19 protein-coding genes and 1 pseudogene are annotated in these 20,896 nt (G+C 57.9%); 11 read left to right on the top strand and 9 right to left on the bottom strand.

Going from position 1 to position 20,896, the window contains the following annotated elements:
- Window positions 1-76 precede the first annotated feature (76 nt).
- The 4 genes and pseudogenes from QTO30_RS00720 (at window position 77) to QTO30_RS00705 (ending at window position 6,168) form a co-directional block, all read left to right on the top strand.
- Window positions 77-1,371 (top strand): annotated as a pseudogene (locus QTO30_RS00720) (O-acetylhomoserine aminocarboxypropyltransferase/cysteine synthase family protein).
- A 109-nt stretch (window positions 1,372-1,480) separates the two neighbouring features.
- Complete coding sequence (locus QTO30_RS00715; RefSeq protein ID WP_340421818.1) at window positions 1,481-2,866, top strand: hypothetical protein; 1,386 nt, start codon at window positions 1,481-1,483, stop codon at window positions 2,864-2,866.
- Window positions 2,860-4,113, top strand: coding sequence for a hypothetical protein (locus QTO30_RS00710; protein ID WP_340421816.1), 1,254 nt, complete (start codon window positions 2,860-2,862; stop codon window positions 4,111-4,113). The genes QTO30_RS00715 and QTO30_RS00710 overlap by 7 nt, the downstream gene beginning before the upstream one ends.
- Before the next feature lie 171 nt (window positions 4,114-4,284).
- Window positions 4,285-6,168, top strand: a complete 1,884-nt coding sequence (locus QTO30_RS00705; protein ID WP_340421814.1) for a cation:proton antiporter domain-containing protein — start codon at window positions 4,285-4,287, stop codon at window positions 6,166-6,168.
- Here QTO30_RS00705 and cobT read toward each other — a convergent pair.
- Complete coding sequence (gene cobT / locus QTO30_RS00700) at window positions 6,165-7,175, bottom strand: nicotinate-nucleotide--dimethylbenzimidazole phosphoribosyltransferase (protein WP_340421812.1); 1,011 nt, start codon at window positions 7,173-7,175, stop codon at window positions 6,165-6,167. The genes QTO30_RS00705 and cobT overlap by 4 nt on opposite strands.
- A gap of 77 nt (window positions 7,176-7,252) precedes the next feature.
- Here cobT and QTO30_RS00695 point away from each other — a divergent pair, with 77 nt between their 5' ends.
- Window positions 7,253-8,014 (top strand): adenosylcobinamide-GDP ribazoletransferase, encoded by a 762-nt coding sequence (locus QTO30_RS00695; protein WP_340421810.1) that lies wholly within the window; start codon window positions 7,253-7,255, stop codon window positions 8,012-8,014.
- Here the strand turns inward: QTO30_RS00695 and QTO30_RS00690 are convergent.
- Window positions 8,011-8,709: an FG-GAP repeat domain-containing protein gene (locus QTO30_RS00690; protein ID WP_445327120.1), complete on the bottom strand. Its 699-nt coding sequence runs from the start codon at window positions 8,707-8,709 to the stop codon at window positions 8,011-8,013. The genes QTO30_RS00695 and QTO30_RS00690 overlap by 4 nt on opposite strands.
- Window positions 8,706-9,029 carry a 2Fe-2S iron-sulfur cluster-binding protein gene (locus QTO30_RS00685; protein ID WP_247227541.1) on the bottom strand — a complete coding sequence of 108 codons (324 nt, stop codon included), beginning with the start codon at window positions 9,027-9,029 and terminating at the stop codon, window positions 8,706-8,708. The genes QTO30_RS00690 and QTO30_RS00685 overlap by 4 nt, the downstream gene beginning before the upstream one ends.
- Before the next feature lie 182 nt (window positions 9,030-9,211).
- Between QTO30_RS00685 and QTO30_RS00680 the strand changes: the two genes are divergently transcribed.
- From QTO30_RS00680 to QTO30_RS00665, 4 genes are read left to right on the top strand one after another with little or no spacing between them, the layout of a single operon-like run.
- Window positions 9,212-10,219: a TAXI family TRAP transporter solute-binding subunit gene (locus QTO30_RS00680; protein WP_340421807.1), complete on the top strand. Its 1,008-nt coding sequence runs from the start codon at window positions 9,212-9,214 to the stop codon at window positions 10,217-10,219.
- A gap of 59 nt (window positions 10,220-10,278) precedes the next feature.
- Entirely contained in the window at window positions 10,279-10,521 is a 243-nt protein-coding gene (locus QTO30_RS00675) for a hypothetical protein (protein ID WP_340421806.1), read from the top strand.
- Window positions 10,503-12,371: a TRAP transporter permease gene (locus QTO30_RS00670; RefSeq protein ID WP_340425848.1), complete on the top strand. Its 1,869-nt coding sequence runs from the start codon at window positions 10,503-10,505 to the stop codon at window positions 12,369-12,371. The genes QTO30_RS00675 and QTO30_RS00670 overlap by 19 nt, the downstream gene beginning before the upstream one ends.
- A 9-nt stretch (window positions 12,372-12,380) precedes the next feature.
- Window positions 12,381-12,767 (top strand): GFA family protein, encoded by a 387-nt coding sequence (locus QTO30_RS00665; RefSeq protein WP_340421805.1) that lies wholly within the window; start codon window positions 12,381-12,383, stop codon window positions 12,765-12,767.
- A gap of 57 nt (window positions 12,768-12,824) precedes the next feature.
- Here the strand turns inward: QTO30_RS00665 and QTO30_RS00660 are convergent, their stop codons facing one another.
- A complete protein-coding gene (locus tag QTO30_RS00660) occupies window positions 12,825-14,213 on the bottom strand; it encodes a Do family serine endopeptidase (protein ID WP_340425847.1) in 1,389 nt (462 codons plus the stop codon).
- Window positions 14,214-14,514: 301 nt separating this feature from the next.
- On the opposite strand from QTO30_RS00660, the gene QTO30_RS00655 reads away from it, so the two are divergent.
- On the top strand, window positions 14,515-15,189 hold the full coding sequence (locus tag QTO30_RS00655) for a cyclic nucleotide-binding domain-containing protein (RefSeq protein WP_340421803.1): 675 nt from the start codon (window positions 14,515-14,517) through the stop codon (window positions 15,187-15,189).
- Window positions 15,190-15,250: 61 nt separating this feature from the next.
- On the opposite strand, the gene hflC is transcribed toward QTO30_RS00655, so the two are convergent.
- From hflC to rpiA, 5 genes are all read right to left on the bottom strand, one after another.
- A complete protein-coding gene (gene hflC / locus QTO30_RS00650; protein ID WP_340421801.1) occupies window positions 15,251-16,129 on the bottom strand; it encodes a protease modulator HflC in 879 nt (292 codons plus the stop codon).
- Complete coding sequence (hflK, locus tag QTO30_RS00645) at window positions 16,129-17,280, bottom strand: FtsH protease activity modulator HflK (protein ID WP_340421799.1); 1,152 nt, start codon at window positions 17,278-17,280, stop codon at window positions 16,129-16,131. The genes hflC and hflK overlap by 1 nt, the downstream gene beginning before the upstream one ends.
- A 77-nt stretch (window positions 17,281-17,357) precedes the next feature.
- Window positions 17,358-18,794 (bottom strand): glutathione-disulfide reductase, encoded by a 1,437-nt coding sequence (gene gorA / locus QTO30_RS00640; protein ID WP_340421798.1) that lies wholly within the window; start codon window positions 18,792-18,794, stop codon window positions 17,358-17,360.
- On the bottom strand, window positions 18,791-19,243 hold the full coding sequence (locus QTO30_RS00635) for a hypothetical protein (protein WP_340421796.1): 453 nt from the start codon (window positions 19,241-19,243) through the stop codon (window positions 18,791-18,793). The genes gorA and QTO30_RS00635 overlap by 4 nt, the downstream gene beginning before the upstream one ends.
- 10 nt (window positions 19,244-19,253) lie before the next feature.
- The gene (gene rpiA, locus QTO30_RS00630) at window positions 19,254-20,042 is read right to left on the bottom strand and encodes a ribose-5-phosphate isomerase RpiA (RefSeq protein WP_340421795.1); all 789 of its coding nucleotides are present in this window, start codon (window positions 20,040-20,042) and stop codon (window positions 19,254-19,256) included.
- Window positions 20,043-20,208: 166 nt separating this feature from the next.
- On the opposite strand from rpiA, the gene QTO30_RS00625 reads away from it, so the two are divergent.
- The gene (locus tag QTO30_RS00625) at window positions 20,209-20,895 is read left to right on the top strand and encodes a glutathione S-transferase family protein (protein ID WP_340421793.1); all 687 of its coding nucleotides are present in this window, start codon (window positions 20,209-20,211) and stop codon (window positions 20,893-20,895) included.
- Window position 20,896 lies beyond the last annotated feature (1 nt).

Raw genomic sequence — 20,896 nt, 5'->3', positions numbered from 1 at the left:
AATCCCCAAGGCCCGTTGAGTACCTGCGCGTTTCCGCCTAAACCAAGCGGCAACGCATTCCAAAGGGAGACACCAGATGACCGATGGCCCAAGTTACGGCTTTGATACACTGCAAATTCACGCAGGTGCCCGCCCCGATCCTGCGACAGGCGCGCGGCAGGTCCCGATTTACCAGACCACCGCTTACGTATTCCGCGATGCCGATCATGCGGCGGCTTTGTTCAATCTCCAAGAGGTCGGCTATATCTATTCCCGCCTGACCAACCCCACAGTCGCCGCCTTGCAAGAACGCATCGCGACGCTTGAGGGTGGTGTTGGCGGCGTTTGCTGTTCCTCTGGTCACGCAGCCCAGATCATGGCGCTTTTCCCGCTGATGCAACCGGGGCGTAACATCGTGGCGTCGAGCCGTCTTTATGGCGGGACGGTCACCCAGTTCAGCCAGACGATCAAACGCTTTGGCTGGTCCGCGACCTTCGTCGATTTCGACGATCACGATGCCGTCAAAGCGGCGATTGATGATGATACCCGCGCGGTCTTTTGCGAAGCCATTGCAAACCCCGGCGGACATATCACTGACCTTGACGCAATCTCGGCCATCTCAGACGCAGCAGGCATCCCACTAATTGTCGACAACACCTCGGCCACGCCTTACCTCTGCCGTCCGATTGAGCATGGGGCGACTTTGGTGGTCCACTCGACCACCAAATACCTGACCGGCAACGGCACAGTGACCGGTGGTTGTGTCGTGGACAGCGGCAAATTCGACTGGGCGGCGAACGACAAGTTTCCGTCCTTGAGCGAACCGGAACAGGCTTATCACGGCCTGAAGTTCGCCGAGACCTTCGGCCCCCTCGCCTTCACCTTCCACGGCATCGCCATTGGTCTGCGCGATCTGGGCATGACGATGAACCCGCAGGCCGCCCACTATACGCTGATGGGGATCGAAACGCTGTCTTTGCGCATGGAACGCCATGTCGAAAACGCGATGAAGATCGCCAAATGGCTCGAGGACGATCCGCGCACGGACTATGTGACCTACGCCGGGCTTGATAGTTCACCCTACGCGAAACTCATTCCCAAAATCTGCCCGAAAGGTGCTTAAGCGCACTGTTCACCGTCGCTGTCAAAGGCGGCTATGATGCCTGTATCAAACTGGTCGATAACCTTGAGATTTTCAGCCATGTCGCCAACCTTGGTGATGCGCGTAGCCTGATCATTCACTCTGCCTCAACCACGCACCGTCAATTAACTGCGGAACAGCAAGAGGCGGCGGGTGCAGGTCCCGGTATCGTACGCTTGTCCATCGGGATCGAGGATGCTGATGATTTGATCGCCGATCTTGATCAGGCGTTGACCAAAGCAACGGCATAAGCCGATCAACCCTGCCCACGCTCTTGGCGTGGGCGGGTTTCTGCTATAGGGTTCGCGCGTGGGGGCAAAACGCGTTTTGCCTTTGGGACCAACATGCTAGAGCGTGGCGATGATCACCAATTTTGCGCTATCACTTTCGTTCGACGGAATTGAGCTGTTGCACCGCGTACCGCGCGGGTGGCGGCGCGTTGGGCGGGCGGATGTCGCCAGCGAAACGCTCGAGGCCGAGCTGAACGCACTGCGCGAAAAGGCACTGCTGATCGAACCCGATGGTCTGCGCACCAAACTGGTTATCCCCCTTGACCAGATCAAATACATCGCAATTGATAGTACCCGGACCACCGAAGCGGACATTCACGCAGCACTTGAAGGTGCGACCCCTTACACGCTGGATGAGTTAGTCATCGACAGCGAAAAATTCGGCGGACGCACCCATATCGCGGCAGTTGCCCGCGAAACCCTGCAAGAAGCTGAAAACTTCGCTGCAGCGCATGGGTTTCAGCCCATCGCGTTCGTCGCCGTGCCCGAGCCGTTTACCTTTCAAAAAGAAGTTTTCTTCGGCCCCACGGGTATGGCGCGCAGCGTGGTTGGCCCCGATGCCCTGATCGAGCGCGATGAGTTGCCGGTCATGGTCGTCGGCACCCGCATCAAATCACGCCTTTTGGTGTTCGATCTACCCGAAGAGGTGAAAGAAGACATCTACAAAGATGATCTGGCAGCCCTCTTGGCTGGGCAAGGTGGGACCGATGCTGCAACCGATGATATCTCGGATGAAACGATTGATGATACACTAGAGGCTGAGGCTGAGGCTGAGGCTGAGGCTGAGGCTGAGGCTGAGGCTGCAATAACTGACGCTATTGCGTCCGTGCAACCCATCTGGGTGGACTATGTTCCGCAAGAGTACCACGCATATGTGGTCACCAAATCCGAACCCCTCTCTGACCCGTTGATCCCGGCAAACCCGGTCTTTGCGTCGGTGGCTCTTCTTGACCCTGTGATTGCAGAGTACCACGCTGGACATTTCAAACCCGTCAAACCGGCCTTGGTCGCCGTGACAGGCAATGGCCCAAATGCGGCGCCCAAACTTGGGGTCGCCGCCGACCGCAAACCTGTGCCCCAACAGAGCGCGAGCCGTAACAAAACTGCGCTCATCGCTGCTTCTGTCGCCGTCGGGGCATTGCTGATTGGCGGTTTGATGTGGTCTCAACAATCCACACCGGACGTTGCAGAGACCCCCGCCACCGTGCCAGTCGAAACTGCGGCGGTCATACCTGACATGCCTGAACCAGCCCCCGTTACACCAGTTCCGGCCCCGGCACCCGAAGCGATATCAGAGCCTGTTCCGCAACCTGGCCCCAGTATTCCACCATTCACCGTTGCAGGTTTTGGAGCAGAAGACACACCAGAGGCCCCCTGCCGAACTTCTCCGCTGAAGCCGCAACTCCCACCGTCACCCAACCCGCTGCGATCACCGCATTGTTTGCCGATGTGCTGATGGCACCGGTGCAGGCTCCCCCTGCCCCACCACCATTGGAAACCGCGCAGGCTAGCGTTGGTAGCCCGGTGCTACGCGGCCGGGTCCCCTCGCCAGATGAAGCAGCACGCATCTATGACGCAACCGGGGTCTGGCTGCGCGCACCGCGCTTTATTGATGTGCCGTCCGGGGCAATCTTACTGACATTTCAGCCGCTTACCGTTGTGACCCCACCCCAGCGGATCGCCCAACCTGACGTACCTCCTCTGACAGGTTTGGATACCGACCTCAGCTTTGTCGCTCCTGCCAATCCGCCTGCCCCTGAAATCGTGTTCCCGCTTGACGATAATGGTTTTATTCTGGCCACCGAAGAGGGCACTGTCACACCCGAAGGGGCCGTCGTGATTGCGGGCCTTCCAGACCTGACGATCACACCGCGCCCTCCCTTGGATCAGGCTGATCTGGACCGCATGGCGCTTCTGGCGCCGGCACCAGAGGGCGTGATTGTCATCTCAGGGCGCCCGGATTTCGCCACACCCCTGCGCCCCGCCGATGCGCAATTGCCCCAAGATGATGACACAGTTGATGAGACCGAAACCACCGCATCCGCGATCCCCGAGGACACGTCCCAAGATGACACCAACCTGACGCCTGGCAGCGTCGGGATCGCGGGACTTGAATTGCAAAACTCTGGCGCGATAGCACTTGATCCATCAATCATCGAAGACGGCGCTATCGTTGATCTGCGCCCTCGTTTGCGTCCGCAGGGTCTGTCGCCGAATGTGGACCCCGGCACACCTGACATCACCGATATCATCGCGGGTATCGCGACGGATGACGCAACCCTTCGCTTTGACAACAGCACCGCATTGGCCGTTGTCCTGTCATTGCGACCAGACACCCGACCAAGCGACTTTGGCACTGTTGTCGCCGCAGCGCAGGCCCGCCAACAGACACCTGCAGTTACGGCAACAGCGCCCATTGCCGCTGCTGCACCTGTGCCACCACAAAACTTTGATCCCGTCCCCGGCGGCGTGGCCCGTGCGGCAACCCAGGAGGACGCGATCCGCCTGCGCGAAATCAACCTGATCGGTGTTTACGGACGTGCCAACGCGCGGCGCGCCTTGGTCCGGCTTAGCAACGGGCGCTATGTGCGCGTCGAAGTCGGCAGCGCGCTTGACGGTGGTCAGGTCACTGCAATTGGGGAAGATGCGCTCAACTACGTCAAACGCGGGCGCACCTATGCTCTGGAAGTTCCAGAGGGCTAGCCTTAATATGTGAAGCTTTGGTCGTGCTGACATAGCGGCGCGGAATAAGGTCCTCACCCATCAGGATACGGTTCTTTCACCCTTTCAAACAGTCAGATCGCCGTTAGACTGACCGTCACAATTCTAGACTAACACAAGTGCGCAAGCACGGTTTGGGGCAGACGGAACGGCATGGATAGCTTCCTGTTTCAGGCAACCATTTATCTGGGCGCTGCGGTGATCGCGGTGCCACTGGCCGCGCGGCTGGGGCTTGGGTCGGTACTGGGCTATCTGCTGGCGGGCATCGTGATTGGCCCGGTCACTGGCCTCGTCGGATCAGAGACACAAGACCTGCAACATTTCGCTGAATTTGGCGTCGTCATGATGCTGTTCCTGATCGGGTTGGAGCTGGACCCGCGCGCATTGTGGAACATGCGCCAGCGATTGCTGGGACTGGGGGGAATGCAGATACTTTTAACGATGGCCGCAATCACAACGGGCAGCCTTGCCATGGGCTATCCGCTGTCAACCGCCATCGCGATCGGAATGATTTTTGCGCTGTCCTCCACCGCGATCGTATTGCAGACGTTGACCGAAAAAGGGCTGATGCAAACCAGCGGCGGGCGATCCACGTTTTCTGTACTTTTGGCGCAGGACATTGCCGTGATCCCCATGTTGGCCCTGCTGCCCCTGCTGGCCGTCCCCGCCGTAGTCAGCTTTGCACCTGATGGATCAATGATCCACGCAGCATCGGGTCATGACACCGACCACCACGCAACCCTCAGCCTCGTCGAAGGGCTGCCCGGCTGGGGTGTCACGCTGGTCACCCTTGGTGCCGTTGCTATTGTCGTTCTGGCCGGGGTGTTTCTGACCCGTCCACTGTTTCGCTACATTCACCATGCCCGCCTGCGCGAGATGTATACCGCGCTCGCCCTGCTGATGGTGGTCGCCACGGCCGTGCTGATGACGATGGTCGGTCTATCGCCCGCTTTGGGCACTTTTTTGGCTGGTGTTGTGCTTGCCAACTCTGAATTTCGACACGAGCTAGAGAGCGACCTTGCGCCGTTCAAAGGGTTACTTTTGGGCTTGTTTTTTATTACCGTAGGCGCGGGTATCGACTTTGCCCTGCTCTTTAGGGATCCTGCCCGGATTATTATGTTGGCGATTGCAGTGATGGCGACCAAGGGTGTGATCCTCTTTGGCCTTGCCCTGCTGTTCAAGCTGCATAGGAAAGACCGCTGGCTCTTCACGCTGGGTCTGGCGCAAGTTTACGAATTTGGTTTCGTCCTGATTTCATTTTCGCTGCAACAGGGCGTTCTGGACGGGGGGCTAGCCGGGCAACTGTTGCTGATCATTGCCATGTCGATGCTGATCACGCCACTAATGTTCATCATCTATGAACTGATCATCAGACGCATGGGCGATACCGAAGAAACCGAACATGACGAGGTCGATGAACAAGGTACGGTGATTATCGCCGGGATCGGCCGGTTTGGGCAGATCGTGAACCGGCTGGTGCAAAGCGCGGGATTTGCCACTGTCGTCGTCGACAATGACCTGAGCACCGTGCAAATGATGCGCAAATTTGGCTTTCGGGGCTTCTTTGGCGACCCGACCCGCCCTGATCTGCTCAATGCTGCGGGGCTTGAGGATGCCCGTGTGCTGGTCGTCGCCGTCGATGACCGCGAAGCGGGCAACAAACTGGTGCGCTATGCCCGTAAGGCACGGCCCGATCTGCATATCATTGCCCGCGCCCGCGACCGGGTGCATGTGCATGAGCTTTATGATGCAGGCGCCAATGACATCGTGCGCGAAATGTTCGACAGCTCACTGCGCGCGGGGCGTTATGCTTTAGAAAACCTTGGCTTGTCGGAATTTGAAGCAGCAGAGCTGGAACAGGCCTTCTATCAGCACGACCGCACCGCGCTGCGCGAACTGGCCGAGTTGTGGCGACCCGGCGTGCCCATCACCGATGTACCCGAATACGTCGCACGCGCGCGCGCCCTGAACAGCGGGCTTGAGATGGAATTGACCGCCCGCCAACAGGCCAGCGAGCGCAAAAAGGACGCGTCTTAGGCGTCACTCACACCAGCTTCGGCAAAGGTCGCCATGCCCGAATGGCAGGCAATGGCCCCCTTCAACACGCCAATCGCCAGAGCCGCGCCAGAGCCTTCACCCAAACGAAGGCCCAGCCGCAGCAAGGGTTCCTTGCCTAGCGCATCCAGCATGCGCTGATGCGCGCCTTCCGCACTCAAGTGGCCCGCAACCGCGTGATCCAGCGCACCATCGACCGCCTTGTGCAAGGCCGCGGCGGCGGCACAGCAGATGAAGCCATCAAGGATCACCGGAATACGGTGGTAGCGCGCAGCCGCAATCGCGCCCGCCATTGCCGCCAACTCACGCCCGCCAAAACAGCGTAAAGCCCCTAAAGGATCAGAGGTGGCGTGCAGGGCCAAACCACGCGCGACAACATCTGTTTTGCGCGCCAATCCGGCGTCATCAACGCCTGTGCCACGCCCGGTCCAATCTGCAGCCTCGCCGCCAAGAACGGCGGCGGCCACCGCCGCAGCAGATGTGGTATTGCCAATGCCCATTTCGCCCGTCACCAAAAGATCGGCATCTGGATCAACGGCGGTCCAGCCAGTCTGCAGGGCTTCGATGAATGCATCCTCGGTCATGGCCGGTGTCGTGGTGAAATCTGCCGTCGGTGTGTCGAGGGCTAGCGGATAAACATCCATCTTTGCCCCAAAAGCTTTCGACAGCTGATTGATCGCGGCCCCGCCGTGTTCAAAGTTGGCGACCATTTGCACGGTCACCTCGGGTGGAAAGGCGGATACGCCCTGCGCGCAGACACCATGATTGCCTGCAAAAATGATCACCTGAGGTGCCGTGACCTGTGGTTGCGCATCGCCGCGCCAGCCTGCGTACCAGATCGCAAGATCCTCTAAACGGCCCAGCGCGCCGGGTGGTTTGGTCAATTGCGCGTTGCGGTCCTGCGCGCCCGTAATGGCGGTCGCGTCTGGCCCCGGGGCTCCAGCCAAAACATCACGGAAGGTGGAAACGGTCGTAAATGGCGCTTGCATCGTGGTCTCTCTGCGGTCAAATCTTGGTCTTGTTTAACGCAAGGCACGGCGATGAAAAGGCCCCGGAAGGACGCATTTTGTACAAACACGACAATGCTTTGATTGATCGGGTTGATCTGCCAGCCGCATTGGGTTTGCTGACGCGACTGCCGATCTTAGTGGATAGCGCGCGGGCGATGGAGCGCGGGGCAGCGTCGGCCTGGGCCTATCCGTTGGTGGGTGTTGTGGTCGGTGTCATCCTTGCGGCGGCCACAGCGCTAATGCTGGCCATCGGCATCCCAGCAGGGATCGTTGCCGGGCTGGTATTGGCCGGGTCTGTCGTCATGACCGGTGCGATGCATGAAGACGGGTTGGCTGATAGTGCGGATGGTCTGTGGGGCGGCTGGGACAAGGCGCGCCGGTTGGAGATCATGAAAGACAGCCATATCGGCGTGTATGGCGTCTGTGCGATTGCGTTGTCGCTGTTGATCCGTTGGCTGGCCTTGGTGGTGATCGTGTCAATGGGCGCTTACTGGGTGGCCTTTATTACGGCGGGCGCGGTCAGCCGGGCCAGCATGGTCGTGGTCATGGCGGCACTGCCCAATGCCCGCGATGGGGGACTAAGCCGGAACGTTGGCCGCCCGGCTTCGGCAACAACATGGTTGGCTGTCGGGATCGCCGCAGGGTTTGCGCTGCTGTGCGGTTACCTAGGGGTCACGCTGGTCGCCGCTTTATCCATATTGGGCTGTATTTTGATTGCTCACGCAAAAATTGGCGGACAGACTGGCGATATTCTGGGGGCAGCCCAGCAGGTCACTGAAATCACCGTTCTGATCGCAATTGTCGTGATGAGCACCTAAGGCAGCGTTTCGCAGGCCAAAGCTTTGGCAAATGAACTGCGGTCAACGTGGGTGCCGATGGACCGGGTTTGCAACGTACCTGCCGTAAGCGTGGTGGCCATGATTTGGGTCCAATCCGCACTGGCTGTGATCATTTCAGGCCCCTGCCCGCAGTCGCGGACGCCACCCCCGATATCAGCCTCTCCAATCCGATGATTGGTCAGGCCGGGCAAATCCGCAACGGGCTCTAACGCCCCATCGACAAAACGCCAGACGCGCAGGGTTTTTGCCAGATGTGGGCGGTCAATATAGGCGATTTCCACAAGGCCGTCGCCGTCGAGGTCTGCCACACCGATAGGCGCAAGCCAACGGTTGGTCTGGCCAATATGCGGGGTCGCGGCAATCTTGCCAGTTTCGTCATAGATCGCCAATTGTGCGCCTTCAGTGGCGAGCGTTTCAACCACGACCACTTCGGGTGATCCATCGTTGTCAACGTCAGCAAGACGGGGAGCGACGTCTTCGAATACGCGGTCTTGGGGCAGTACGAGGCGACGTATGCCTGTATCTGTTGTGATCTCTAACGTGCCCCACTCAATCGCGTCACCCAGAACCCCATGTGCGTAGCGATCCGTTGGCGCACCGTAATCCGCCGAAACAATTGTCTCGGCGCAGGCCGAGGTGGCCATAACAGCCACCAAAGCAAGCGTACGGATCAAATCTGTTTTTCCGGCATCTGCACGCGCAGACCGTCCAAGTCATCGGTGACCTTCAACTGGCACGTCAGGCGTGATTTCGCGGGATCAGGCTCATAGGCAAAGTCCAGCATGTCTTCTTCCATGGCATCCTTGGCAGGCAGCTTTTCCACCCATGCGTCATCGACATAGACGTGGCAGGTGGAACAGGCGCAAGCACCGCCGCAGTCCGCTTCGATCCCCGGAATACCATTGTCGCGTGCGCCTTCCATCACAGTCAGCCCATTGGCAACATCAACAACATGCTCTTTGCCGCCATGTTCAACGTAGGTAATCTTGGCCATTCTTGTCTGTCCCTTCGAAAAACGATTTGTCCAAAACTAAGTAGTGCACGTTTTTCGTGCTCGCCACCCCCAAATGTCATCATGTCAGACGCTAACGGACTTGTGCACTGTGGACTCTGGCGTCTGAATCTCTACCTTTTCGTTACGTTGGGTCGGGGAGGCCCAAAAATAGGGAGAGATCTATGCAATATTTATCCAAAGCCGTTCTTGCGGCGAGCATTGCTGTCGCCGCACCAATGGCGCAAGCGCAAGAAGCCGAACCAGCCAGCTATATCCTTGCGACCGCATCCACCGGCGGCACGTACTATCCTGTCGGCGTGGCCCTTTCGACGCTGGTCAAGGTCAAGCTTGAGCCGCGTCAGAAGATCGGCATGTCGGCCATCAGCTCTGCCGGTTCTGGTGAAAACGTCCGCCTGATCCGCGAAGGCGAAGCGCAGTTCGGCATTCTTCAGGGCCTCTTTGGCTATTATGCGGCCACCGGCACAGGGCCCGTTGATGAGCCGCAGGACCACCTGCGTTCGGTCACCATGCTTTGGCAGAACGTCGAACAGTTTGTCGTGGCCTCTGACGTGGCCACCACCGGCACGATTGAGGACATGGTCGCGCTGAAGGGCGAAGGCATGGCCTTGGGCCGTCAGAACTCTGGTACGATCGGGTCAAACGCGACGATCATGTCCGGTTTTGGCATTGACATCGAAACCGACTATGAGCTGGTCTTCGCAGGCTATGGCCCATCCGCAGAAGCGTTGCAGAATGGTCAGGTCAAAGGGATCGGCACACCCGCGGGCGTCCCAACCGGTGCCGTCAGCCAATTGATGGCGGCGGCTGGTGACGGCGTCACGATGCTTGACTTCACGGATGAGCAGTTGGCGATGGCTGACGGTGATCGTGGTCTTTGGACCCGTTATGTGATCGAGGCTGGCACCTATCCGGGCCAGACGGAGGATATCAATACGATTGCACAGCCGAACTTTCTGGCCACACATGCTGATCTGCCCGAGGAAAACGTCTATCAGATCACCAAGACAATCTATGAAAACCTGCCATTCCTGCAAGCGATCCACCCGGCCACCAAGGCCATGGCGCTAGAGGCCGCAATTGCGGGTCTGCCCGTGCCGCTGCACCCCGGTGCGGCACGGTTCTATCAGGAACAAGGGATTGATATCCCGGAGCGTCTGATCGCGAACTAAGAAAGACCACGGCCCGCGCCGCCAAAGGTGCGGGCCGTTTTGTATTTAAGGGGACGCGTATGTCTGATGAAACCCCCGTCGAAGCCGCCGCCCTGCGCGACTTCACCGGCCTGACGAATACGGCCCTTTCCATCCTCTGTTTTCTGATCGCGGTTGGGCACATCTATGTGGCCTTTGATCCGATCATTTCCGAATTCCAACGCAACGCCTACCACTTTGCAGGCTTCGCGTTTCTAGCGGCCGTGCTGCACCCGCTAGTCAGGGAAAGACCCGTAGCGTGCCGATGTTGGCGTTTGACTTGACTTTAGGTGTGCTAGTGGCAGCTGCCGCGATCTATATGCCCTTTGCCGAACAGGGCATCTACGACCGCGGTGTCAAATTCTCGGCCCTTGATTGGGTGGCTTCCGTCATCTGTATCATTGGCGCGATTGAGTTGACGCGCCGCTTGACAGGCTGGGTGATTCCCTGCCTGATTATCATCGCGATTTCCTATGTTGGCTGGTGGGGCCAGTTGATTGGCGGCGTGTTTTCCTTTCCGGGGCTCAGTTGGGAATCCATCGCATTCCGTTCGATCTTTGGTGATGATGCGATGTTCGGCACGATTGCGCGGATTTCATCGACCTTCGTGTTCCTGTTTATCATCTTCGGTGCATTTCTGTTGCGCTCGGGCGCAGGGGATTTCGTCATCAATATCGCGCGCGCGATTGCGGGGCGTCTTGTTGGGGGGCCGGGCATTGTTGCGGTGATCGCCTCTGGCCTGACCGGCACCATTTCCGGCTCGGCTGTGGCGAACACCGCATCGACCGGCGTTATCACGATCCCGCTGATGAAAAAGGCAGGCTTTCCATCAAAATTTGCGGGTGGGGTTGAGGCGGCGTCTTCGACCGGTGGCCAATTGATGCCCCCCATCATGGGCGCGGGGGCCTTCGTGATGGCAAGTTTTACGCAGATTCCTATGAGACCATCGTCGCGGTCGCCGCCCTGCTTAGCCTTGCTCTACTTCCTGTCAGTCGTGTTCTTTGTTCGGATTGAGGCCCGCCGTTTAGGCCTGCAACCGATGGAGAGTGATGGCGAAACCGTTGGCTCCGCCTTCAAGAAGGGCGGTGCGAGTTTCGTCATTCCCATTGGTGGCTTAATTGCCATGCTTGTGTCAGGCTTTACGCCTGCTTATGCCGCAGTCTTTGGCATTCTGGCGGTAATTGCGTCCAGCTGGCTGACCCAGAACCCGATGGGGCCCCGCGCCGTGTTCGAGGCATTGGTGATGGGCACCAAAGGCATGATCATGACGGCGGTGTTGCTTTGCGCCGTAGGCCTTGTGGTCAACGTGATTGCGACCGCGGGGATCGGGAACACATTTAGTCTGATGATCGCCGACTGGGCTGGTGGCAACCTGTTGATTGCTATCGTCATGGTCGCAATTGCAAGCCTTGTGCTCGGCATGGGCCTACCAGTCACGGCAGCCTATATCGTGCTGGCCACACTGTCGGCCCCTGCCCTTGCGGGGATGATATCGGATCGCTTTGTGATTGAGGCTTTGGCTGCGGGCACTTTGGGCGACGCAGGCAATGCGGTGCTGATGTTCGGTGTGCCGGACCCAACCGTACTGGCTGGCCCGCTGACGACCGAAGACGCAACGGCAATTATTCGAGCCTTGCCGCTAGAGGTCGCCGCCCCCTTGCGTGATCTGGTTGTGCCACAAGAGGTCGCGGTCGCGGCCATTTTATCGGCGCATATGATCATCTTCTGGCTCAGCCAGGACAGCAACGTGACACCACCCGTCGCACTCGCAGCCTTTACCGCTGCAGCCATTGCCAAGGCCCCTGCGATGGCCACGGGCTTTGCCAGTTGGAAGCTGGCGAAGGGCCTCTATATCGTGCCGTTAATCATGGCCTATACGCCGTTCCTGTCGGGCGACTGGGGCGTGATGCTGGTGATCTTTGCCTTTGGCGTCGTAGGCATCTACGGGCTGGCGGGCGCGTTACAGGGATGCATGGAGGCGCCGCTGAACCCGATTGCCCGTATTATTGTTGGACTGGCCGGTGCCGCCTGTGTCTGGCCTGCGCCCATCGGTGTGCACATTGGCGGCGCGGCGGTGGTTCTTGCGCTACTGGCCCTAAATGCGCGACAATTGCGGCAGACTGCACCAGCCTAGGAGCCCAAGATGACAACACATCGTGGAAGCTGTCTTTGCGGCGCGGTGACGTTCACCGTCACCGGTGAATTGCCAGAGATCAACGCCTGCCATTGCACCGCGTGCCGCAAGCATTCCGGCCATTATGAGGCCTCAGTCGACATCCCGCGCACGGCACTCCAGGTCAATGGTGCGGCGCATGTGGGATGGTATCAGTCGTCCGAAAAGGTCCGACGCGGGTTCTGCACTATCTGCGGATCGACCTTGTTTTGGGACCCGGTGTTTCAGGACTGGACAGCAGTAGCGATGGGGGCCTTTGATACGCCAACGGGGACCAAACTGGGGCGCCACATTTTTGTCAGCGAAAAAGGCGATTACTACGATATCGCGGACGGGTTGCCACAGAACCAGACCTGACCAAGCAAAAAGGCGGCCCCGAAAAGGACCGCCTTTTTGCTTTCGTAGGGCCGAAAACTATTCTTCAAGCACCAGCGCCACAAAGCGTGGATCGCCACCGCGACGCACCAGTAGCAAGAGCGACTTACGCCCGGCTTCGGTGGCGGCTTCGATCCGCTCTTCCAGATCAGCCACGGTTGCCACGGTTTCCTGCCCGGCTTCAGTGATCACGTCACCTTCAAGCAAACCTTTGGATGCAGCTTCGGATTCGGGGTCAATCCCGGTAATCACCAGACCGCTTTCAACAGACAGCGAAAACTGATCCGTCAACTCTTCTGTAATCTCGGACAGCGTTAGGCCAAGGATCTCGGACTGCTCAGGTGCCGCATCCTCTTCGCTGGACGCTGGAAAGGCGACAGCCTCGGATGTTTCGCGCCGTCCCAAAATGACGGTCAAGTCTTCCATATCCCCATCGCGCAACACCGCCACCGGCACCTCTTTGCCGACGGGTGAGTTGCCAACGATGCGCACCAGCTCGCGTGTGTCTTCAATTTCGATCCCGTCAAAATTCAGGACAACATCGCCCGCAAGCATCCCTGCATTTTCAGCGGGTCCGGGCGGCACGTCTGTGACCAATGCACCGCGGGCCATATCCAGACCCTCAATCGCATCGACCATATCGGGGGTCACATCCTGAATGCGCACGCCCAACCAGCCACGGCGGGTCTCGCCAAACTCAATCAGCTGATCAACCACATTGGTCACAACCGCCGAGGACATCGCAAAGCCGATCCCGATAGAGCCGCCGTTGGGCGACAGGATTGCGGTGTTCACGCCAATCACGTCGCCATCCATGTTGAAGAGCGGACCGCCAGAGTTACCACGGTTAATCGCCGCATCCGTCTGGATGTAGTCATCATAGGTACCGGACAGCGCCCGGTTACGCGCTGACACAATCCCGGCGGAAACCGAGAAACCCTGGCCCAGCGGGTTACCCATCGCCATCACCCAGTCACCCACGCGGGCACCTGTGGCGTTACTGTCACCAAATTCCACGAATGGCAGGCCATCCAGATCAACTTTCAAAACCGCGATATCGGTGTTGGGGTCTGTGCCGATCAACTCAGCCGGTACGCCCGGTTCGCCGCCTGGGTAGAACTCGATCAGAATTTCATCGGCCCCTTCGATCACGTGGTTGTTGGTGACAATGAACCCATCTTCAGAGATCACAAAACCAGAGCCCAGCGCCGACGAGCGCCGTGTGCCTTGACCCGGACCGCGATCCAGATCGTTGAAGAAGTCTTCAAAGGGCGATCCTTCGGGCACCAGGCCCTGTGGCCCTGTGCGGCCAGCGACCGTTGTGCTGGTGGTGATGTTCACGACAGATGGGCTGATCTGTTCAGCCAGATCAGCAAAGGTGGCGGGCCGTTCCTGCGCGTTTGCGAATGTGACCTGAGCGAGTACCATCGCGAAAGCGACGGCAAGTGTTGTCACCAATGCCACCACCAAGCGGCGTGCGCGCTGTTGGTCTTGTTGAATTGCGATTGCCTTGGATTTCACGGGGCAAATCTCCTTTGTCTTGGACATGGGGGCACGGGTACGCCAACCCAATTAATTCTCTGATAATCCATGTAGTGCGTCGATTGCGCAACGCAAACTTCGCTACTCACCCCTCAATAGCATGTGAAGGATCGTGTATATCTTGCAATATTTTTCATTTGCGCTTCAGGTAGAGGTCGTAAGTCATGCGTAAGTTCGAGTAATATCAATGTTTTCCCAGTTTCTGTCACCGTCTGTCCTAATCATACTGGCCGGGGGCGTGCAAATTCTGGGCTATCTTTTTATCAATCAAACATACCTGCGCCTCACGATGCTGTGCAGTACATCGCTCTATATCCTCTACTATTTTCACGTTGCTGACACGCCGCTGTGGGGTGCGATTGTGATTTCGACGATGACTTTGGTCGCGATCCTGATCGGTTTGGCGGCCTTATATGCCCGCAATGCCAGCTGGTCCGTTCCAGAGCAACATAAAGACATCTACCCCCTGTTTGACGAGTTGATGCCCGGTGATTTTCGCAAGGTGATGCGGTTGGCCAGCCGCGAAACCCTGACCGCAGATCGCATCGTCACCCGCGAAGGCGAAAACCCTGATGTTTTGATTTTTGTCACCAAGGGCACCTTTCACGTCCAAAAGGGCCGGACCCGGTTCAATGTCCCTGGTCCTACCTTCATTGGTGAGGTAGCCTATCTGCGCGGCACGCCCAGCGCCGCAACAACAGTACTGCCTGTAGGGACCGAGGTAGTGATCTGGCCGCGGGCCACTTTGGCCCGGCATACGCGGACAGCGCCGCGCCTCAAGCTGGCACTGGATGCGCTGATCTCGCGGGATTTGGCAAACAAGGTGTCATTCGCCGTTTCGCCCGATGCTGAACACCACTAGGCAAAGCAAAAAAGGGCCAACCCTCAGGTCGGCCCTTTCTACACAACTTAGCGCGACGCGCTTATTCGGTCGCGCGCCCCAGATCGGACTTCAGGAAGTTGAAGAAGTCATTGTCGGGTGACAGCACCATCGTAGAATTGCCCGGCTGCAAGGAGCGCTGATACGCGGTCATGGAGCGGTAGAATTCAAAGAACTCCGGGTCTGCGCCAAAGGCTTCTGCGAAAATCTCATTCCGGCGGGCATCGGCCTCACCCTGAATGATCTGGCCTTCGCGTTCGGCCTCGGACACCAGTTCGATCACGGTACGATCCGCTTGGGCCCGAATAAGCTGGGCGGCTTCGTTACCACGTGCGCGTTCGTCTGCGGCTTCCCGGTCCCGTTCCGCCTTCATACGCTCATAGGTGGCGTTCAGGTTTTCGATGGGCAGGTCAGTCCGCTTTAGGCGCACGTCGATCACTTGCAAGCCCAGCGCACGCGCCTCAGCAATGGCCGAGTTACGAATACGTAGCATCAATGCTGCACGATCCACCGAAAGGATGTCGTTGGACGATACCGAACCCAGAACCTCACGCGTTTCAGCACGTAGAATGCTGTCCAGACGACGGGCCGCAGCCTCTTCCCCACCGGCACCCACGGCGCGACGGAACTGTTCAACATCAGCGATCCGATACCGGGCGAAGGCATCGACGACCAGACGACGGTCGTCTGATGGTGTCACCTCAAGCGGTTCCAGATCACGACTGAGAATACGGTCGTCATAACGCACGACCTCCTGGATCAGGGGGATTTTGAAACCCAGACCCGGCTCTTCCTGCACCTTCACGATCTGACCAAACTGTAGCACAAGCGCCTTCTGGCGTTCGTCCACGATAAAGACCGACGACAAGGCACCGATCACGATGACCGCAATTGCGGGCAGTAGGAATGCTGACTTACGCATTAATTGGTCCCTCCGGCGTTGGCGGTCGGCGTCCGACGCAGATCATTCAGCGGCAGGTAGGGTACAACACCATTCCCTGCCCCTTCGCCCTCATCTAGAAGGATAATGTCAACACCACCAAGGACGTTTTCCATGGTTTCCAGATAGAGACGTTTGCGCGTTACGTCTGGCGCTTTCTCGTACTCTGCCAAAACGGCTGAGAACCGGCTGGCTTCACCTTCGGCTTCGTTGACCACGCGGGCCCGGTAGCCTTCTGCTTCTTCAAGGATCTGGGCAGCTTGACCACGTGCTTCTGCCACAACGCGGGCCGCGTAACCATCTGCTTCGTTTTGAACCTGAATACGTGCCTGCTCGGCGTCTTGCACCGCGCGGAAGGATGCGATGACCGGCTCTGGCGGATTAGCTTCGTCAAAATTAACACGGATGATGTTCACGCCGGAATTATAACTATCCAACGTTGACTGGATCAGATCGCGCAAACGGTCTGCAATCGCACCCCGGTCACGGTTGAGGATCGGGGCCAGATCGGATTGGGCGATGATCTCGCGCATCGCGGACTCGGCTGTCGCCTCAATCGTTTGGGGCGGGTTTGCCAGGTTAAAGAGATATGTCTGAGGGTCCGTGATGTTCCAGACAACCTGAAAGTCGATATCCACGATGTTTTCATCACCGGTCAGCATAAGACCAGCGTCCATACCGGAACGGCTGGTGCCGATATCAATGTTGCGTTCGGTTGTCACGGCGAGCACTTCACGTGTCACGACTGGCCAAGGCGCGAAGTTCAAACCCGGCTCACCCACGGCAAGGAAATCACCCAAGAAAAGTTCCACTGATTTCTCTTCAGGGCGCACGGTGTAGAAAGACGCACCCAGCCAAGCAATGAGGGCAACAATCATACCAAGGCCAACCATACCGCGTGTGACCTGCGGGCCACCGCCGCCACTGCCGCTTGAACGCCCGCTGCCATCGCCGCCGCCGCCCATTAGTACGCGCAGCTGTTCGCGGCCTTTGTTTACCAGCTCATCAATCTCGGGAATGTTCGGACCGTCATTACCAGGTTTCCGACCACCGCTGTCGCGGTCATCATCATTTCTGCCGCCCGAGCCGTTGTTTCCACCGCCGCCCCAAGGGCCACCGTTATTTCCTGCCATTGTTTCCTATGCTTCCTTTCAGCGATATCCCAAATCGCGGGCTGTCCCCATGCCATGTGTGCCTTGATCTTTCGAAATCAAGCGGTACGCATCGGTTCCTTCATTGTCACCAGTTCTTCGGCCATTGTGGGGTGAACTGCAACCGTGCGGTCGAAATCTTCCTTTGTCGCACCCATCTTAACAGCAATTCCAGCCAATTGGATCATTTCACCTGCGTGATCTGCGACGATGTGACATCCCAGAACCTTGCGCGTTTCGACGCTAACCACAAGTTTCATCAACACTCTGTCATCCCGCCCGGCGAATGCGTGGTTCATGGGTTTGAACGAGGTGCAGTAAATCTCGACCGGTTCGATCTCGCGCGCCTCCTCTTCGGTCAGCCCCACGGTGCCCAGTTCCGGCTGTGTGAAAACTGCTGAAGGGATTAAATCGTGGTCAATGGGCGTGGGGTTGCCTTTGAAGACCGTTTCCACAAACGCCATGCCCTCACGGATTGCCACGGGCGTCAGCTGCACCCGGTTGGTCACGTCACCGATGGCGTAGATCGAAGGCACCGCTGTCTGGCTGTATTCATCCACCTCAATCTCACCCCGACGGCCGACGGTGACGCCAGCGGCCTGCAGCCCCATGTTATCGGTGTTTGGCGCCCGCCCTGTGGCGAACATCACCTGATCATAGACTTTTTCGGTGCCGTTGGTGGCTTTGACCCAGATCCCTTTGCCGTTTGCCCCTTCTGCCAAGTCAACCGGACGGCCATCTTCCATAGGCACACCATGCGTGGCGCCCTTTCGGTCTTCTTGTGTTGCGGCGCGCATTTCAACGATGTTGGTTCCCAGGTGCAGATCGACACCTTTGGCGCGCATTCCTTCGGCGACCAGACCACGGGCTTCATCATCAAAGCCGCGCAGGATTTGCGCGCCGCGATAGAATTGGGTCACTTTGACGCCAAGCCCATTCAGGATGCCTGCAAACTCTGATGCGATGTAGCCACCGCCGACAATCAGGATCGACTTTGGTAATTCCTTCAGTTTGAAAATCTCGTTTGAGGTAATGCCCAACTCAGCCCCCGGCATGTCGGGGATCACGGGACGCCCGCCCGTTGCGACCAGAATATGCTTGGCGGTGAATTCCTTGCCGTTTGACAACACCACGGTGTGCGGATCTTTGACGCTGGCACGGGCATCGACAATCTCAACATTCGAACCATCCAGCAGTTTGCGATAAATCCCTTCGAGGCGGTCCAGTTCCGCATTCATCTGACCGCTGAACTTGGACCAGTCGAATGGTCCGTCCTGCACATCCCAGCCATAGGCGCGGGCATCGTCAAACATCTCAGAGTAGCCCGAGGCAAAAACCATCAGCTTTTTGGGCACACAACCGCGGATCACACAGGTGCCGCCCATCCGGTATTCCTCAGCCAAAGCCACCTTGGCCCCGGTGGCCGACGCGACACGCGCAGCGCGCACGCCGCCAGAGCCGCCACCAATAACGAAAAGGTCGTAGTCGAAAGTCATGATGTGGCTCCGTTTTTGTCGGCCTCAGGTGGGCCTGATGGTAGATTGGGGCGCGCAGCGTTCACCGCAGCAACAATGGCGTCAATGGCATCTGGCGTCAGAGCCTTGCGACTGCAACCGACGTAACGATCTTTCACGTCACTTTGATGCCGGTAGGCAAAGACCAACGCACGCCGGTCTTCACCCATGCTGGCCCATTGCAGTTCATCCCATTTGAAAGACACGGTGCGGAACAGGCGTTCAAACGTCAGCCCATCAGAATCAATGTGACCAAGATTTCTGGCACGTAAGTAGTTGTAGGCGATCACGGCGGCCCAAGCCCCGCACAAGACCCCAATCACCTTTTCAGTCAAGGTTTCTGACGTAAAGAAGCTGTACCACAGCCATGACAACAGCAAAAAATTCAGGATGGTAAAGAAGTGCTGGCGCTGGGTGCGTTTGAATTCCATTGGTCAGGGATCAATCCGCTACATCAGAAAAGATATTGTCGTCATCCAGCACATCAAAGCGGACGACATTGGCCGTATTATTGGTGATGTCGCGCGTTGTGACCCGCCCATCACCGTGCCCCACAATCACCACATCGCAGATATCGATGAACAACCCGTTTTCAACGACGCCGGGGATCTGGTTGATCACAAGGCTCAGTTGGCGCGGGTTGGCAATCCGCTTGAGGTGAAGATCCAGGATGAAGTTGCCTTCATCAGTCACGAAAGGTGCCTCCCCTTTCATGCGCATTGTCACTTCGCGCCCAAGCACATCCATGCCGGTCAGCGTCTCTTCGATCAGGCCTTTCGTGACGGGCAGACCGAAAGGGATGACTTCGACGGGCAAAGGGAAAGCCCCCAACATATCGACCTTCTTGCTGGCGTCGGCAATCACGATCATCTGATCGCTGGCGGTCGCCACTACTTTCTCACGCAGATGCGCGCCGCCGCCACCTTTGATCAGGGTTAGATCGCTGTCGTATTCATCCGTGCCGTCGATAGTCAGGTCGAGCCACTTTGCCTCTTCCAGCGTGACCACCTCGATCCCGACTTTCTCGGCCAGCCGACCGGTACGTTTGGACGTCGGCACACCTTTGATCTTAAGCCCCTCTTCGCGTACCATTTCGCCCAGACATTGCACCAGCCATTCAGCGGTTGAGCCGGTGCCCAACCCCACTCTCATACCGCTTTCAACATATTCGGTGGCTTGCTTGGCGGCGACAAATTTCGCCTTTTCAATAGGTGACATTTCACGCGACATCCGACCCACTCCTCAAAACAATACAGCTGCGTTATAGGCAAGATTGCCGCAGGGTGCGAGGCCCCAATTGACGTTAGCGCCGTCGGTACTTCAGGACGTGCATTTTCATAGGTGAAACGTCGTATTTGAAGAGCGGCAACGCACCTTAGTTCGATACCAAAGTCACATGGAAAAAACTTTGCGCCTGTACTATGCCCCCGACAACGCATCGCTTTGCGTGCGGCTGGCGTTGGAAGAACTGAGTTTGCCCTACGATACGGTTCTTGTTGATCGGTCGGTTGCCGCCCATAAATCAGAGGCTTATCTGGCGCTGAACCCCAATGGCTTGATCCCGGTTCTGGACACACCACATGGCCCGCTGTTTGAAACCGGGGCTATCCTGATGTGGCTTGCCGAAACGCAAGATCGGTTGATGCCAAAGCAGGGGACCTTAGATCGCATGCATGCACTGCAGTGGATGATCTGGCTGGCCAATACCCTGCATCCCAGCCTGCGGATGATGTTCTATCCCACCCAATATGCTGACGATGATCCAGGTCCAACGCGTAAGATGGCTGCGACGCGAGTCAAATCCCAAATGGACCTGTTGTGTGCGGCACAGACCGTGGATTGGCTTGAAGACGATCATCCAAGCATTCACGCCTGTTATCTGGCACCAATGCTGCGGTGGGCCGCCCTTTATGGTGGCGGTGATCAGTGGTTCGATCTGAACCATTGGCCCCGTCTATATGCATTTGCAAAACGGTTTGAGGCGCGCGACAGTGCGCGCAAGGCAGCCGCCGCAGAAGGGTTGGGTGCGACACCCTTTTCCCACCCCTCACCATGCCACCCGCCAGAAGGATCAGCACTTTAAG

Source organism: Yoonia sp. GPGPB17 (genome assembly GCF_037892195.1).
Taxonomy (GTDB): domain Bacteria; phylum Pseudomonadota; class Alphaproteobacteria; order Rhodobacterales; family Rhodobacteraceae; genus Yoonia.
This window is presented reverse-complemented; position numbering and strand designations above follow the sequence as displayed.

What these genes read in the sequence shown, in the direction of transcription:
- QTO30_RS00715 (WP_340421818.1), top strand. Translation starts at nt 1,481, where the DNA reads ATGATCACCAATTTTGCGCTATCACTTTCGTTCGACGGAATTGAGCTG.
- QTO30_RS00705 (WP_340421814.1), top strand. Translation starts at nt 4,285, where the DNA reads ATGGATAGCTTCCTGTTTCAGGCAACCATTTATCTGGGCGCTGCGGTG.
- cobT (WP_340421812.1), bottom strand. Translation starts at nt 7,175, where the DNA reads ATGCAAGCGCCATTTACGACCGTTTCCACCTTCCGTGATGTTTTGGCT.
- QTO30_RS00685 (WP_247227541.1), bottom strand. Translation starts at nt 9,029, where the DNA reads ATGGCCAAGATTACCTACGTTGAACATGGCGGCAAAGAGCATGTTGTT.
- QTO30_RS00680 (WP_340421807.1), top strand. Translation starts at nt 9,212, where the DNA reads ATGCAATATTTATCCAAAGCCGTTCTTGCGGCGAGCATTGCTGTCGCC.
- QTO30_RS00675 (WP_340421806.1), top strand. Translation starts at nt 10,279, where the DNA reads ATGTCTGATGAAACCCCCGTCGAAGCCGCCGCCCTGCGCGACTTCACC.
- QTO30_RS00670 (WP_340425848.1), top strand. Translation starts at nt 10,503, where the DNA reads ATGTTGGCGTTTGACTTGACTTTAGGTGTGCTAGTGGCAGCTGCCGCG.
- QTO30_RS00665 (WP_340421805.1), top strand. Translation starts at nt 12,381, where the DNA reads ATGACAACACATCGTGGAAGCTGTCTTTGCGGCGCGGTGACGTTCACC.
- QTO30_RS00660 (WP_340425847.1), bottom strand. Translation starts at nt 14,213, where the DNA reads ATGGTACTCGCTCAGGTCACATTCGCAAACGCGCAGGAACGGCCCGCC.
- QTO30_RS00655 (WP_340421803.1), top strand. Translation starts at nt 14,515, where the DNA reads ATGTTTTCCCAGTTTCTGTCACCGTCTGTCCTAATCATACTGGCCGGG.
- hflC (WP_340421801.1), bottom strand. Translation starts at nt 16,129, where the DNA reads ATGCGTAAGTCAGCATTCCTACTGCCCGCAATTGCGGTCATCGTGATC.
- hflK (WP_340421799.1), bottom strand. Translation starts at nt 17,280, where the DNA reads ATGGCAGGAAATAACGGTGGCCCTTGGGGCGGCGGTGGAAACAACGGC.
- gorA (WP_340421798.1), bottom strand. Translation starts at nt 18,794, where the DNA reads ATGACTTTCGACTACGACCTTTTCGTTATTGGTGGCGGCTCTGGCGGC.
- QTO30_RS00635 (WP_340421796.1), bottom strand. Translation starts at nt 19,243, where the DNA reads ATGGAATTCAAACGCACCCAGCGCCAGCACTTCTTTACCATCCTGAAT.
- rpiA (WP_340421795.1), bottom strand. Translation starts at nt 20,042, where the DNA reads ATGTCGCGTGAAATGTCACCTATTGAAAAGGCGAAATTTGTCGCCGCC.
- QTO30_RS00625 (WP_340421793.1), top strand. Translation starts at nt 20,209, where the DNA reads ATGGAAAAAACTTTGCGCCTGTACTATGCCCCCGACAACGCATCGCTT.